Source organism: Streptomyces sp. NPDC053755, from assembly GCF_040677675.1.
Taxonomy (GTDB): domain Bacteria; phylum Actinomycetota; class Actinomycetes; order Streptomycetales; family Streptomycetaceae; genus Streptomyces.
Genome location: NZ_JBFASK010000001.1, coordinates 39054 through 52416 on the forward strand (window position 1 = coordinate 39054; position 13363 = coordinate 52416).

12 protein-coding genes are annotated in these 13363 nt (G+C 74.3%); 3 read left to right on the top strand and 9 right to left on the bottom strand.

What is annotated here, in order from left to right; genetic code table 11:
* The 3 genes from AB0K65_RS00180 to AB0K65_RS00190 are packed head-to-tail and all read right to left on the bottom strand — an operon-like array spanning position 1 to position 3649.
* Positions 1-1698 (bottom strand): L-aspartate oxidase, encoded by a 1698-nt coding sequence (locus tag AB0K65_RS00180; RefSeq protein ID WP_365712646.1) that lies wholly within the window; start codon positions 1696-1698, stop codon positions 1-3.
* Complete coding sequence (panC, locus tag AB0K65_RS00185; RefSeq protein ID WP_365712648.1) at positions 1695-2741, bottom strand: pantoate--beta-alanine ligase; 1047 nt, start codon at positions 2739-2741, stop codon at positions 1695-1697. Before panC ends, AB0K65_RS00180 begins: the two co-directional genes overlap by 4 nt.
* A complete protein-coding gene (locus AB0K65_RS00190) occupies positions 2738-3649 on the bottom strand; it encodes a DUF2520 domain-containing protein (RefSeq protein ID WP_365712650.1) in 912 nt (303 codons plus the stop codon). Before AB0K65_RS00190 ends, panC begins: the two co-directional genes overlap by 4 nt.
* Before the next feature lie 124 nt (positions 3650-3773).
* Here AB0K65_RS00190 and AB0K65_RS00195 point away from each other — a divergent pair, with 124 nt between their 5' ends.
* Positions 3774-4937 (top strand): beta-eliminating lyase-related protein, encoded by a 1164-nt coding sequence (locus AB0K65_RS00195; protein ID WP_365712652.1) that lies wholly within the window; start codon positions 3774-3776, stop codon positions 4935-4937.
* A 240-nt stretch (positions 4938-5177) separates the two neighbouring features.
* Here the strand turns inward: AB0K65_RS00195 and AB0K65_RS00200 are convergent, their stop codons facing one another.
* Together AB0K65_RS00200 and AB0K65_RS00205 are read right to left on the bottom strand one after the other, a co-directional pair.
* Complete coding sequence (locus AB0K65_RS00200; protein ID WP_365712654.1) at positions 5178-5852, bottom strand: response regulator transcription factor; 675 nt, start codon at positions 5850-5852, stop codon at positions 5178-5180.
* Positions 5853-5891: 39 nt separating this feature from the next.
* Positions 5892-7094: a sensor histidine kinase gene (locus AB0K65_RS00205; RefSeq protein ID WP_365712656.1), complete on the bottom strand. Its 1203-nt coding sequence runs from the start codon at positions 7092-7094 to the stop codon at positions 5892-5894.
* A gap of 97 nt (positions 7095-7191) precedes the next feature.
* Between AB0K65_RS00205 and AB0K65_RS00210 the strand changes: the two genes are divergently transcribed.
* Both AB0K65_RS00210 and AB0K65_RS00215 read left to right on the top strand, forming a co-directional pair.
* Positions 7192-8307 carry an SAM-dependent methyltransferase gene (locus AB0K65_RS00210; protein WP_365712658.1) on the top strand — a complete coding sequence of 372 codons (1116 nt, stop codon included), beginning with the start codon at positions 7192-7194 and terminating at the stop codon, positions 8305-8307.
* A 355-nt stretch (positions 8308-8662) separates the two neighbouring features.
* A complete protein-coding gene (locus tag AB0K65_RS00215; protein ID WP_365712660.1) occupies positions 8663-9805 on the top strand; it encodes an NADH-quinone oxidoreductase subunit D in 1143 nt (380 codons plus the stop codon).
* 21 nt (positions 9806-9826) lie between these two features.
* Here AB0K65_RS00215 and AB0K65_RS00220 read toward each other — a convergent pair whose 3' ends face one another.
* The 4 genes from AB0K65_RS00220 to AB0K65_RS00235 form a co-directional block, all read right to left on the bottom strand.
* A complete protein-coding gene (locus AB0K65_RS00220; protein WP_365712662.1) occupies positions 9827-10840 on the bottom strand; it encodes a hypothetical protein in 1014 nt (337 codons plus the stop codon).
* A gap of 130 nt (positions 10841-10970) precedes the next feature.
* The gene (locus AB0K65_RS00225; protein ID WP_365712664.1) at positions 10971-11957 is read right to left on the bottom strand and encodes an ABC transporter substrate-binding protein; all 987 of its coding nucleotides are present in this window, start codon (positions 11955-11957) and stop codon (positions 10971-10973) included.
* Positions 11958-11978: 21 nt separating this feature from the next.
* Positions 11979-12638, bottom strand: coding sequence for an ABC transporter permease (locus tag AB0K65_RS00230; protein WP_365712666.1), 660 nt, complete (start codon positions 12636-12638; stop codon positions 11979-11981).
* A gap of 1 nt (position 12639) precedes the next feature.
* Positions 12640-13326, bottom strand: coding sequence for an ABC transporter permease (locus AB0K65_RS00235; RefSeq protein ID WP_365712668.1), 687 nt, complete (start codon positions 13324-13326; stop codon positions 12640-12642).
* Positions 13327-13363: the final 37 nt, after the last annotated feature.

The window sequence follows — 13363 nt, forward strand, 5'->3', positions numbered from 1 at the left end:
TTACGGCTCCCTGGGGGCGTCGGCGGCGGTGGGGGGAAAGTCTTGGCTGTCGGTGAACAGGACGTCGAGCGTCCGCTCCGGGGTGAGGCGGACGACGAGGTGACGGCGCCAGGCCGTGTCGTCGCGCTCGGGGTGGTCCTCGCGCCAGTGGCAGCCGCGGGTCTCCTCGCGGCGGTGCGCGGCGGCGACCAGGAAGCGCGCGACCGCGAGGAGGTTCGTGGTCTCCCAGGACTCCGTGCCGGGCTCGGCGGACTTCCGGTCGGCGGTCCCGTCCTCGACGGCGCCGATGTGCAGGGCGTCGAGCGCGTCCGCCGCCTCGCGCAGGCTCGCCTCGGAGCGCAGGACGCCGGCGCCCGCCGTCATGACCCGCTGGACGGAGGTCCGGGCGGCGGGGTCGAGCAGCGGCACGACGACGGGCGCCGGGTCAGGGGCGGGGACGCCGGGCGCGCGCCCGGCGTGGGCAGCGATGTCCTCGGCGATCCGCTCGGCGAAGACCAGCCCTTCCAGGAGCGAGTTCGAGGCGAGCCGGTTGGCGCCGTGCACGCCCGTGCAGGCGACCTCGCCGCAGGCGTACAGGCCGGGGACGGTCGTCCGCCCCCGCAGGTCGGTGCGGACGCCTCCGGAGGCGTAGTGCGCGGCGGGGGCGACCGGGATCGGCTCGGTGACCGGGTCGATTCCGTGGGCGCGGCAGGCGGCCAGGATCGTCGGGAAGCGGTGCTCCCACATCTGCGAGCCGAAGTGGCGGGCGTCGAGGTACATGTGCTCGGTGCCCCGCTCCCGCATCCGGCGCATGATCGCCTTGGCGACGATGTCGCGCGGGGCCAGCTCCGCCAGCTCGTGCTGACCGAGCATGAAGCGGACCCCGTCCGCGTCGACCAGATGGGCGCCCTCGCCGCGCACCGCCTCGGAGACCAGCGGCTGCTGCCCCTCGGAGTCGGCGCCCAGGAAGAGCACGGTGGGGTGGAACTGCACGAACTCCAGGTCGGAGACCTCGGCGCCGGCCCGCAGGGCGAGCGCGACGCCGTCACCGGTGGAGACGGCCGGGTTCGTGGTGGCGGAGAAGACCTGGCCCATGCCGCCGGTGGCCAGCACCACCGCCGGGGCGTGGACCGCGCCGACGCCGTCGTGCTGTCCCTCGCCCATGACGTGCAGCGTCACGCCGGCCGTACGGCCCTCGGCGTCCGTGAGGAGGTCCAGGACGAGGGCGTGCTCGATGGTGGCCACCGCCCGGTCCCGTATGGCCTCGACCAGCGCGCGGGAGATCTCGGCGCCGGTGGCGTCGCCGCCGGCGTGCGCGATGCGGCGCCGGTGGTGGCCGCCCTCGCGGGTGAGGGCGATCTCCCCGTCGGCGTCCTTGTCGAAGTCGGCGCCGGTGGCGATCAGCCGGCGGACGGCGTCCGGGCCCTCGGTGACGAGGGCGCGCACGGCCCTCTCGTCACACAGCCCGGCGCCGGCGACGAGCGTGTCGTCCAGGTGCTGCTGCGGCGTGTCGCCCTCGCCGAGCGCGGCGGCGATGCCGCCCTGGGCCCAGCGGGTGGAACCGTCGTCCAGGCGGGCCTTGGTGACGACGACCGTACGCAGTCCCGCGGCGGTGCAGCGCAGGGCGGCGGTCAGTCCGGCGACGCCGGAGCCGACCACGACGACATCGGCGTCGATGGCCCAGCCGGGTGCGGGAGCGTGCAGCCGTATTCCGGTCACTTGGTGGCTCCGAAGGTCAGGGGGATGTTGTCGATCAGCCGGGTGGCGCCGACGCGCGCGGCGACGGCGAGGATCGCCTCGCCGTCGTGGTCGTCGGCGACCTCGGTGAAGTCGGCCGGGTCGATCAGAGCGAGGTAGTCGAGGGCGAGCGGGGGCTCGGCCTTCGCCGCGTCGTCGAGCACCGAGCGGGCCGCTGCCCGCACCGCGGCGGCCCCGGTGCCGTCCGGTGCCTGGGCGACGGCGTGCGCGTCGGCCGCGGCGCGGGCCTCGCCGAGCCGCGACAGCGCCTCCGCCCGGCTCTCCGAACCCGGCAGCGAGGCGGCGCGCGCGCACAGCGCCTGCTGCGCGGCGAGCCGGTCGCTCGCGGCGAACAGGGCCCGGGACAGGGCGAGGGCGGTACGCCGCTCGGCGGTGGAGAGATAGCGGTTGCGGCTGGAGAGGGCGAGGCCGTCGGGCTCGCGGACGGTCGGCACACCGACGATCTCGACCGGGAAGTTCAGGTCGCGGACCATGCGGCGGATCAGCGCCAGCTGCTGGGCGTCCTTCTGGCCGAAGAACGCCACGTCGGGGCGGGTGAGGTGGAGGAGCTTCGCGACGACGGTGAGCATGCCGTCGAAGTGGCCCGGGCGGGAGGCGCCTTCGAGGCGCTCCCCCATGGGGCCGGCGGTGATCCGGACCTGCGGCTCCCCGCCGGGGTACACCTCGTCGACGGAGGGCGCGAAGACCGCGTCGGCCCCCGCCGCGCGGGCGGTCGCGAGGTCGGCCTCCAGCGTGCGCGGGTAGCGGTCGAGATCCTCTCCCGCGCCGAACTGCAGGGGGTTGACGAAGACGGTGACGACGACGGACCCGTCGGGGCCGACGCACGCGCGGGCCGCACGGACGAGGGTGGCGTGGCCTTCGTGGAGGGCGCCCATCGTCATGACGACGGCGCGCCTGCCGCGGCGGGGCAGGGCGTGCAGCTCGCCCGCCGTGCGCACGGGGGCGAACGCTCCGGACGGGCCGGAGGTCCCGGCGTCCTCGGGCGGAACGGACGCGGACCTCATCGGGACTCCCCCTCGGCGAGCACGCCCAGCAGATCCTCGGCCAGCTCGGGCTTGAGCAGGCCGTGCGCGAGCGCCCGGTCGGCGGTCGTGCGGGCCATCGCCAGATAGCCGGCGACGGTGCCCGGCGCGTGCTTGCGCAGCTCGGCGACGTGGGCGGCGACCGTGCCGGCGTCACCGCGCGCGACGGGGCCGGTCAGGGCGGCGTCGCCGGAGCGCAGGGCGTTGTCCAGGGCGGCGCCCAGGAGCGGGCCCAGCATCCGGTCGGGCGCGGCGACTCCGGCCGTACGGAGCAGCTCCATGGACTGGGCGACGAGCGTGACCAGGTGGTTCGCGCCGAGGGCCAGGGCCGCGTGGTACAGCGGACGGGCCTCCTCGCGGATCCATTCCGGCTCGCCGCCCATCTCGATGACCAGGGCCTCGGCCGCCAGGCGCAGCTCCTCGGGCGCGGTGACGCCGAAGGAACAGCCGGCCAGCCGCTGGACGTCGACCGAGGTCCCGGTGAAGGTCATGGCCGGGTGCAGGGCGAGCGGCAGGGCGCCGGCGCGCAGGGCGGGCTCCAGGACCTTCACGCCGTAACGACCGGAGGTGTGCACCAGGATCTGTCCGGGGCGTACGGCTCCGGTCTCGGCCAGGCCCTCGGCCAGGGCGGGCAGGGCGTCGTCGGGAACGGTCAGCAGGACCAGGTCGGCGTGGGCGAGCACCTGGGCCGGCGGCATGATCGGAACGTCGGGAAGCAGGGTCGCGGCGCGGCGCACGGACGCGTCGGAGACCGCGGAGACGGCGACGGGGCGGTGCCCCGCGAGCCGCAGGGCGGCGGCGAGGGCGGGCCCCACGCGGCCGGCTCCCACGACTCCGACGGTGAGTCGCGCGGGTCGGTCTTCCGCTCGGGGTTCTGCTGGTTGGTTCACGCGGCAACGGCCTTCCGTTCCAGTCCGCGGGGGGTACCGGACGATTTCTCGTCATGCTACGCCAGCGTTTCGCCCGTCTCCGTGACTGTCCACAGGGCAGGGACGACGGTGTGATGATCGGAGCATGAGCGAGCAGGAGGCCCGGCGGCACCGGGCACGCGTGTGGGGCGCCGCCCGTCGGCGGCTGTCGTACTCCCCGGGCGAGGCGACGGTGGGGCGGCGGCTGCGGGAGCTGGCCGACTGGGCGGAGGCCGACGACTGCGCGGACCTGCCGCTCGACGCCTACGGCGACGGCCCGGTCGAGGAGCTCGAACAGCGCGTCGCGGACGTGCTCGGCCTGCCCGCGGCGGTGTTCTTCCCGACTGGCACGCTGGCCCAGCAGGTGGCCCTGCGCTGCTGGTCGGGGCGGACCGGCAGCCCGGTGGTCGCCCTGCACCCGCTCGCCCATCCGGAGGTGCACGAGGGCGGGGCGCTGAGCACGGTCAGCGGACTGCGGACGGTCCACCTGACGGACGAACCGCGGCCGCCGACGGCCGAGGAGGTGCGCGGGCACACCGAGCCGTTCGGCACGCTGATGCTGGAGCTGCCGCTGCGGGACGCGGGCTTCGTCCTGCCGACCTGGGAGGAGCTTGTGGACGTGGTGGAGGCGGCCCGCGAGCGTGACGCAGTGGTGCACGTCGACGGCGCGCGCCTGTGGGAGTGCGCCCCTCACTTCGGGCGCGGCCTGCGGGAGATCGCCGGGCTCGCCGACAGCGTGTACGTGTCCTTCTACAAGTCCCTGGGCGGGATCTCGGGGGCCGCGCTGGCCGGCCCGGTGGACGTGATGGAGGAGGCCCGGGTGTGGCGCCACCGGTACGGCGGCCTGCTCTTCCAGCAGTTCCCCGCGGCCGTGGCCGCGCTGCGCGGACTCGCCGTCGAACTGCCGCGGCTGCCCTCGTACGTGGCGCACGCGCGCGTGGTGGCGGACGGCCTGCGGGCGGGGTTCGAGGAGGCGGGGGTCCCGTGGTTCCGCGTCCACCCCGAGACCCCGCAGACCCACCAGTTCCAGGTCTGGCTCCCGTACCCCCACGAGGCGCTGACGGCGGCGTCCCTGGCGCTGACGGAGGAGACGGACGCGGTGCTCTTCCGCCGGTGGTCCCCGCCCTCCGCCGGCGGTCCGCCGGGGGTGGCGATGACGGAGGTGACGGTCGGCGAGCCGGGTCTCGCCTGGACGCGGGACGACGTGCGGGAAGCGGTCGGCGCCTTCCTGGCCCGGGTCCGCCGACCCGCCGAGAGCGGGCCGCGGTAGCCGGGGGCGACCCTCGGGCAGGCCGGCCCGGGGCGGGCCGCGGTAGCCGGGGGCGCCTCGCGGGCAGGCCGGTCTCGGCGACGCCCCGGGCCGGCCGGGCTCGGTCGACGCGCGGTGGTGGGCCAGGCCCGCCCGTACCGCCGCGGACGGATGCCGCAGCGGCCCGTCCCTGTTCGGCGGCGCGTCGGCCAGGCCTCCGCAGCCACCGCGGCCGCGGCCTCGGGTGGGGGCACGGTCGGCTCAGCCCGCCCCGCCGCCCGCCCGGACCAGGCCCGTCTCGTACGCGAGGACCACGACCTGCACGCGGTCACGCAGGTCCAGCTTGGTCAGGATGCGGCCGACGTGGGTCTTCACCGTCGCCTCGGAGAGGACGAGCCGCGCGGCGATCTCGCCGTTCGACAGTCCCTGCGCGACCAGGAGCATCACCTCGCGCTCACGGTCGGTCAGCCGGTCGATCTCCTTGTGCTGGGGTTCCTTCCCCGACGACGGCAGCATCGGGGAGAAGCGGTCCAGGAGCCGGCGCGTGGTCGACGGGGCCACCACCGCGTCCCCGCTGTGGACCGAGCGGATCGCGCCGAGCAGCTCGGCCGGCGGCACGTCCTTCAGCATGAAGCCGCTGGCCCCGGCCTTCAGGCCGGAGAAGGCGTACTCGTCCAGATCGAAGGTGGTCAGGATCAGCACCCGGGGCGCGCCGGGCTGCGAACAGATCCGCCGGGTCGCCTCGACCCCGTCCAGCTTGGGCATCCGTACGTCCATCAGCACCACGTCCACGGTCGTGGAACGGAGCACCTCCAGGGCCTCCACGCCGTCGCCCGCCTCGGCCACGACCTCCATGTCCGGCTGGGCGGCGAGCACCATGCGGAATCCGGTGCGCAGCAGCACCTGGTCGTCGACGAGCATCACGCGGATGGACATGTGTTTCCTCAGGTCCTCTAGTGGCCGGTGGGCGGCGGGTCAGTGGGCGGGCTTCAGGGGGAGCAGGGCGCTGACGCGGAAGCCGCCTCCGGGGCGCGGCCCCGCGTCCAGGGTGCCGCCGACCATGCCGACCCGCTCGCGCATGCCGATCAGGCCGTGGCCACGGCCGTCGGCACCGCCGTCCTCGTACATCTCCGTGGTCGCTCCCCGCCCGTCGTCCTCGACGAGGAGGCCGAGGCCGTCGTCGAAGTACACCAGGCGGACGCTGGCCCCGGCGTCCGGGCCGCCGTGCTTGCGGGTGTTGGTGAGGGCTTCCTGGACGATCCGGTACGCGGTGAGCTCGACGCCGCTGGGCAGCGGCCGGGGCGTGCCCTCGACCCTGAAGTCGACGGTCAGGCCGGCCCTGCGGACCTGCTCCACCAGGTCCTCGATCTGCTGGACGTCGGGCTGGGGGACGTACTCCCCGGCCTCCTGGTGTTCGCCGGTGCGCAGGATGCCGAGGAGGCGGCGCATCTCGGCGAGGGCCTGGCGGCCGGTCGAGGAGATGGTCTCCAGCGCCTGCTTGGCGGTGTCGGGCGAGGCGTCCAGGACGTAGGCGGCGCCGTCCGCCTGCACGACCATCACGGAGACGTTGTGGGCGACGACGTCGTGCAGCTCGCGGGCGATGCGGGCGCGCTCGGCGGCGACGGCGACCTTGGCCTGCGCCTCGCGTTCCTGCTCCAGGCGGGTGGCCCGCTCCTCCAGCTGCGCGAAGTAGGCGCGGCGGGTGCGCAGGGAGTCCCCGAGCACCCAGGCGAGGGCGAACGGCACGGTCATCATCACCGTGAAGAAGACGACCGCGAGGGCGGAGTCCGGGGCGTCGGACGGCCATCGGAGCATGGAGACGGTGGCCGCGCTCAGACCGGCGGCCAGGGCCAGGCGGGACGTCCAGCGCGGGCCGTCGTGGGCCGCGACCGTGTAGATGATCACCAGGATCGCGAAGTCCGCGACGAACGGCACCAGTCCGAACGCGACCTGGCCCAGGGACAACCCGAGCGCGAGCAGCAGCATCCTCCCGGGCTCGCGGCGGCGCAGCGCGACGACCAGGCCGAACAGCACGGCGACGACGCCGTACGCGACGGGATGGTCGACCGCCGGATAGGTCGACCCGACCCACAGCAGCGAGAACCCGAGGAGGACGACCGCCCAGAAGGTGTCGACGCCCGTGGGGTGTCTGCGGATGAAGTCGTAGAGGCGCTGCACGTGACCCAGCGTAGGGAAGGCGGATAGGTGCAGGGGTCAACCGTGGGGTCGATCCTTGACGTGAGGCCCGTACTCCCCAAGGTGGAGACTGGGGCCCGTGACGGATGAGACGTGTCAATGGCAGGGCTGGCGGCGCTGGGGCGAGGCCACCGAGCGGGCGCTGTACGGGGCGGGCGGCTTCTATCTGCGCCCCGAGGGTCCGGCCGGCCACTTCCGTACCTCGGTGCACGCCTCCCGGCTCTTCGCCGGCGCCGTCGCCGGTCTGCTGACACGGGTGGCGCGCGCCCTCGATACGGACGAGGTCGCCCTGGTGGACGTGGGTGCGGGACGGGGGGAGCTGTTGACGGGCGTGCTGGCCGCCGCTCCGGCGGGGCTCGCGGTGCGCGCGTACGGGGTGGAGCGTGCCGCCCGGCCCGAGGGGCTCGACCCGCGCATCGTCTGGACGGACCGGGTGCCCGAGGGGGTGCGCGGGCTGCTCTTCGCGAACGAGTGGCTCGACAACGTGCCCGTGGACCTGGCGCAGGCGGACGAGTCGGGGGCGGTGCGCTACGTCGAGGTGCGCGTGGACGGCACGGAACGCCTCGGCGGGGTGGTCGAGGGCCCGGACGCGCGGTGGCTGGAGCGGTGGTGGCCGCTGCGGGAGCCGGGCGAGCGGGCGGAGATCGGACGGCCGCGGGACGAGGCGTGGGCGCGGGCGGTGGGCGCGATGGGGGCCGGTCTCGCGGTGGCGGCGGACTACGCGCATCTACGGGAGTCCCGGCCGCCCTTCGGCACGCTGGCCGGCTTCCGGGCGGGGCGGGAGGTCGAGCCGGTGCCGGACGGGTCCTGCGACCTGACGGCGCACGTGGCGATGGACGCGGTGGCGGCGGCGGGCGAGGCGGCGATCGCGTCCGCAGGCGGGGGCGGGCGGGCGGGCGGGGTCCGGAGCGGGGGCGCGGCGGAGGCGGCCGGCGGCCCCTCGGGCCCGGTGGCGGGTCGGGGCGAGGGGTCGGGTCCGGGCGAGGGGTCGGGTCCGCCGGTCACCCTGGTCACGCAGCGGGAGGCCCTGCACGGGCTCGGCGTGCGCGCGGAGAGGCCGCCGCTGACGCTGGCGTCGAGCGACCCGGCGGCCTACGTCCGGGCCCTCGCCTCGGCGGGCGAGGCGGCGGAGCTGACGGCGCGGGGCGGGCTCGGGGACTTCCTCTGGCTCACCCAGAGGGTTCCGGGACGCTAGGGCGTGTCTCGAAAGGAGCGCCGTCCGCCCGAAGGGCGGGCCCCGCGGCGTCCGGTGCGTGCGATCGCACGGCGGAGGGTCGCCCTCGTACCGGACATAAGTGGATGATCCCGACAACGCGGCGAGCGTGCGTGCCAGGCGCCGCGGGGCAGGCGGGACTTTCGAAACACGCCCTGGTCGTGCGGTGGAGCCGCCCCGGGACGACCGGCGTCCGCGCCGTGGGCGGCCTGGCCGGGGGGCGTCCGGCAGGGACGCCCGGGCGGCGGGAGCGCCCCCGGGCCTGTCCGGCGGCGGGGCGGGTCCGGCGGGCGGGACGGCTTCCCACGGCGCGGGGGCGGGCAGGGATACTGTCCCCATGACGGAGACGACGGTCGGAATCGGCGGGGCGGCGGAGAGCACCGACATGGTGCTGAACATCGGGCCGCAGCACCCCTCGACCCATGGCGTGCTCCGTCTCCGGCTGGTCCTGGACGGCGAGGTCATCCGGCACGCCGAGCCGGTCATCGGGTACATGCACCGCGGCGCGGAGAAGCTCTTCGAGGCGCGCGACTACCGGCAGATCATCATGCTCGCCAACCGCCACGACTGGCTGTCGGCCTTCTCCAACGAGCTGGGCGTCGTGATGGCCGTCGAGCGGATGCTCGGCATGGAGGTCCCGCAGCGCGCCGTCTGGACCCGGACCCTGCTCGCCGAGCTGAACCGGGTGCTCAACCACCTGATGTTCCTCGGGTCGTACCCCCTCGAACTGGGCGGTATCACCCCGGTGTTCTACGCCTTCCGGGAGCGCGAGGAGCTCCAGGCCGTGATGGAGGAGGTCTCCGGCGGCCGGATGCACTACATGTTCAACCGGGTCGGCGGCCTGAAGGAGGACCTGCCGGCCGGGTGGCAGGACCGGGCCCGCGCGGCCGTCGCCGACGTTCGGTCGCGCATGGACGTGTACGACAAGCTGGTCCTCGGGAACGAGATCTTCCGGGGCCGTACGCGGGACGTCGGCGTCCTGACCCCCGAGGCGGCCCACGCGTACGGGGTGAGCGGCCCCATCGCCCGCGCCTCGGGCGTCGACTTCGATCTGCGCCGCGACGAGCCGTACCTGGCCTACGGCGAGCTGCGGGACACGCTCCGGGTCGTCACCCGCGAGGAGGGCGACTGCCTGGCCCGCTTCGAGTGCCTCCTCGACCAGACGCACAACTCCCTGGACCTCGCCGACGCCTGCCTGGACCGGCTCGCCGACCTGCCGCCGGGGCCCATCAACCAGCGGCTGCCGAAGGTCCTCAAGGCCCCGGAGGGCCACACGTACGCGTGGACCGAGAACCCCCTCGGGATCAACGGCTACTACCTGGTGTCCAAGGGCGAGAAGACGCCGTACCGGCTCAAGCTCCGCTCGGCGTCGTTCAACAACATCCAGGCACTCACCGAGCTGCTGCCCGGCACGCTCGTCGCCGACATGGTGGCGATCCTGGGGTCACTCTTCTTCGTCGTCGGCGACATCGACAAGTAGCCGGCGAGGCCGCCGGCGAGATCACGAGTTGACGGCGCCGCGCAGCTCCGCCACGTCGAGCTGCTCGGTCTCGTCGTGCGCCGTGAGGTCGATGACCTGGCCGATCGCCCGCTGTTCGGGGGCGGGCCGGGAAACCGCGGCCAGCACCTCCTCGCCCACCACGTCCGCGAGGTCCGTGTTCTGCACCGCCTCGATCGCGGCCGCCGCCTTCTGCATGCCGAAGAAGTCGAAGCCCCCTTCGGGGCGCGGGACGGGGCGGCGGGCGGCGTACGGCACGATCGCCGAGGCGGCCGGGACGGCGCGGACGGCCGGGGCCTTGGAGGCGGCCGGGACGGTGGCGACGGCGGCGGTCGACGGGCGAGCGTGCTGCTCTGCCCCGGCGGCCGCCGCGTGCTTCCCCTGCGGCTCCTCCGTCTCCCGGGCGCGCTCGGCGAGGTCCCGGCTGCGGGCGGCCTCGACGGTCCTGCGGGCCTGCTGGGCCGCGCTGTTCCGCGCGAGATCGCGCAGCGCCGCCGCGGCCTGCCGGTACAGCTCCGGGGTCGGCGTGGCTCCGGCCGCCGGGAGGGCCTTGGCGGGCGAGCCGGCCTCCAGGGCGAGCTGCCTGCGGCCCTCCAGGGCGCTGGCCCGCTCGGTCTCGGCGGTGGCGTACCGGCGCAGCAGCTCCGCGTGCTCGCCGCGCAGCCCGGCGAGCTCGACCCGCTTGGCGCGCAGCTTCGCGTCGAGCTTGGCGCGCAGCTCGCGGGACTCCTCGATGTCGGACTCGAGCTCGGCTATCCGCTCCTCGGTCTTCCACTGGTCCGCGGACCGCGCCCGGGTCAGCTCGGCGACCTGGCGGCCGGCGCTCCGGTCCCAACTGCGCATGAGGACGGCGCCGGTCACCGCGGCGGCCGCCGCGGCGGCGACGAGCGCGCGCAGCGCCACGGGATCGGCGAGCAGCCAGGCGCCCGCGGCACAGACGACCGACGCTCCGGCGACCGCGGAGGGCGGCAGGAGCTTGTGCAGGGGCGGCGAATGGCGGTGGCGTCCACGTGGCATGGCCTGAAATTTACCGTGCGTAGGCGCTCTATGGGGGGTCGGCCCGGCAATCTCTTGGCCACTTCTCGCCGTCGTCGCCGTCCCTCCCCGGCGCCCCCGCCGGGCCGGGCCGACTCCCCTTAGCGGGGGCTTACTTCTTGACCAGCCCCTTCGACTCCAGATAGGCCTTCGCCGCGTCCTCCGGCTTCGCCCGCTCGGCGTCCACCTTGCGGTTCAGTTCGGCGAGATCGGCCGTCGTCAGGACCTTTGTGATCTTGTCGAGGGCCGCGGCTATCTCGGGCGATCCGGCGTCCTTCGCATTGACGACCGGCAGCACATTGTCGGCGTTCTGCAGCTTCTTGTCATCGGTCAGGAAGACCAGGCCGAAGCTGTCGATCGTCGCGTCCGTGGTGGTGGTCAGCACCAGCTGGTCCACACCGTCCTTGACGGCCTGCTTGGACTGCGGCGTACCGACCCCCTTGGGGTCGACACCGGTGACGTCGATGCCGTACGTCTTCTTCAGACCGGGCGCGCAGAACGGCCGTACGGTGCATTCGTCACCGGCCGCGATCCTGACCTTCAGCTTGGCCCGGCCGAGATCGGAAAGGCTGGTGAGCTTGTTCTTCGCGGCGAATTCCTTCGACACCGCGAAGGCGTTCTGGTCGACGGCCTCGCCGAAGGCGAGCACCTTCAGACCGCGCGGCTCGGCGAGCTTCTTCAGCGCCCCCACCGTGGCGGCGGCGTCACCGGAGGCGACCGGCTTCTCCTCGGGGGCCTTCGGCCCGTTCACCTTCGCATTGAGGAATTCCGCGATCGTCGCCGCGTATTCCGGGACGACGTCGATCTCGCCCTTCTCCAGCGAGGGTTCGTACAGTTCGCGGTTCTTCACCGTGGTGACGGTCGCGGAGTATCCGGCGTCCCGCAGCACCTGGGCGTAGAGCTCGGCCAGCACCTTGGACTCGGTGAACGCGGCGGCGCCGACGACCAGCGAGCCCTTCCCCGAGCCCGCGGCGTCGCCGCCCCCCGCCTTCTCCTTCTCCAGGCTGTCGCCGCCGCACGCGGCGAGCCCGGCGGTCAGCGCCGCCACGCCCAGCACCGCACCCGCGATACGCGAGGTCCTGCTCACGAGATCACCCATCCCAGTCGTTCTTCGGTCGTCTCACGCGCGCCGGCCCAGCAGCCGGTCCGCTCCCACCAGTACGGCCTCCACGAGGAGGGCGAGCGCGGCGACGAGCAGGGCGCCCGCCACCACCTGCGGGGTGTTGTACGTGTTGAATCCGGCGGTGATGATCCGGCCGAGACCGCCCTGGCCGACCATCGCCGCGATGGTCGCGGTGGCCACCACCTGCACGGCGGCCGACCGCAGACCCGTCATGACGAGCGGCCGGGCGAGGGGCAGCTCCACCGCGGAGAAGAGCTGCCCTGCGGACATCCCCATCCCCCGCGCGGCCTCCACCACCGACCGGTCCACCTCCCGCATACCCACATAGGCGTTGGTCAGCAGCGGCGGCACCGCGAACAGGACCAGGGCGATCACGGTCGGTACATAACCGGCGGTGCGCAGGGGCGACACCATGAACAGGGCGAGGACGGCGAAGACGGGGACCGCCCGTCCCACGTTGGAGACGTTGACGGCGAGCGCTCCGCCCTTGCCGAGGTGCCCCAGCCACAGTCCGAGCGGCAGCGCGATCGCGCAGGCGATGAGCAGCGCCAACCCGCTGACGTACACGTGCTCGGCGAGCCGGTGCCCTATCCCGCCGTCCCCCGCCCAGTTCGCGCCGGTGGTGAGCCAGGCCCAAGCGTCCGTCACGACCCCCACCTCACTCACCTCCCGGCGCGGTCCGTACGCGCGTCCACGGCGTGAGCAGCCTCTGGATCCCCAGGAGCAGCAGATCGGCGGCGACCGCGAGCAGGACGCACAGCACCGAGGCGGCCAGCACCTGCGCCTTGAAGAAGGTCGGCAGCGCGTCCTCGATGAGATTGCCGAGCCCGCCCCGGCCGACGATCGACCCGACCGTCGTCAGCGCGATCGTGGACACCGTCGCCATCCGTATGCCCGCCATCAAGGCGGGCAGCGACAGCGGCAGTTCGACTTCCCACAGCATCCGTCCCGGGCCGTACCCCATGCCCCGGGCGGCCTCCCGCGCCTCGGCGGGCACCGCCGCGAGCCCGGCCAGGATGTTCCGTACGAGGATCGTCAGCGAATACAGCACGAGGCCGGTCACCACCAGCGCCGACGAGAGGCCGAGGAACGGCAGCAGCAGGGAGAACAGGGCCAGCGACGGAATCGTGTAGAGCAGGGTCGTCAGCCCCAGGACCGGCCCGGCCAGCCGCGGCCGCGCGCGGACGAGCAGGGCGAGCGGGAAGGCGACGGCGACCCCGATCAGCACGGACACCAGCGTCGTGCCGACGTGCTGGACGGTCGCTTCGGTCAACTCCTGGCTGCGGGAGCGCAGATACTCGCCGCATATCCAGTCGTTCGTCACCAGACAGTTCGCCGCGCTCATATGCCTCCCCCGACCCTCCGCATGCCCGAACGTACGT

Bases quoted from the DNA above. Each gene is read 5' to 3' on its own strand.
- AB0K65_RS00235 (WP_365712668.1), bottom strand. From the start codon at position 13,326: ATGAGCGCGGCGAACTGTCTGGTGACGAACGACTGGATATGCGGCGAG.
- panC (WP_365712648.1), bottom strand. From the start codon at position 2,741: ATGAGGTCCGCGTCCGTTCCGCCCGAGGACGCCGGGACCTCCGGCCCG.
- AB0K65_RS00220 (WP_365712662.1), bottom strand. From the start codon at position 10,840: ATGCCACGTGGACGCCACCGCCATTCGCCGCCCCTGCACAAGCTCCTG.
- AB0K65_RS00225 (WP_365712664.1), bottom strand. From the start codon at position 11,957: ATGGGTGATCTCGTGAGCAGGACCTCGCGTATCGCGGGTGCGGTGCTG.
- AB0K65_RS00195 (WP_365712652.1), top strand. From the start codon at position 3,774: ATGAGCGAGCAGGAGGCCCGGCGGCACCGGGCACGCGTGTGGGGCGCC.
- AB0K65_RS00200 (WP_365712654.1), bottom strand. From the start codon at position 5,852: ATGTCCATCCGCGTGATGCTCGTCGACGACCAGGTGCTGCTGCGCACC.
- AB0K65_RS00215 (WP_365712660.1), top strand. From the start codon at position 8,663: ATGACGGAGACGACGGTCGGAATCGGCGGGGCGGCGGAGAGCACCGAC.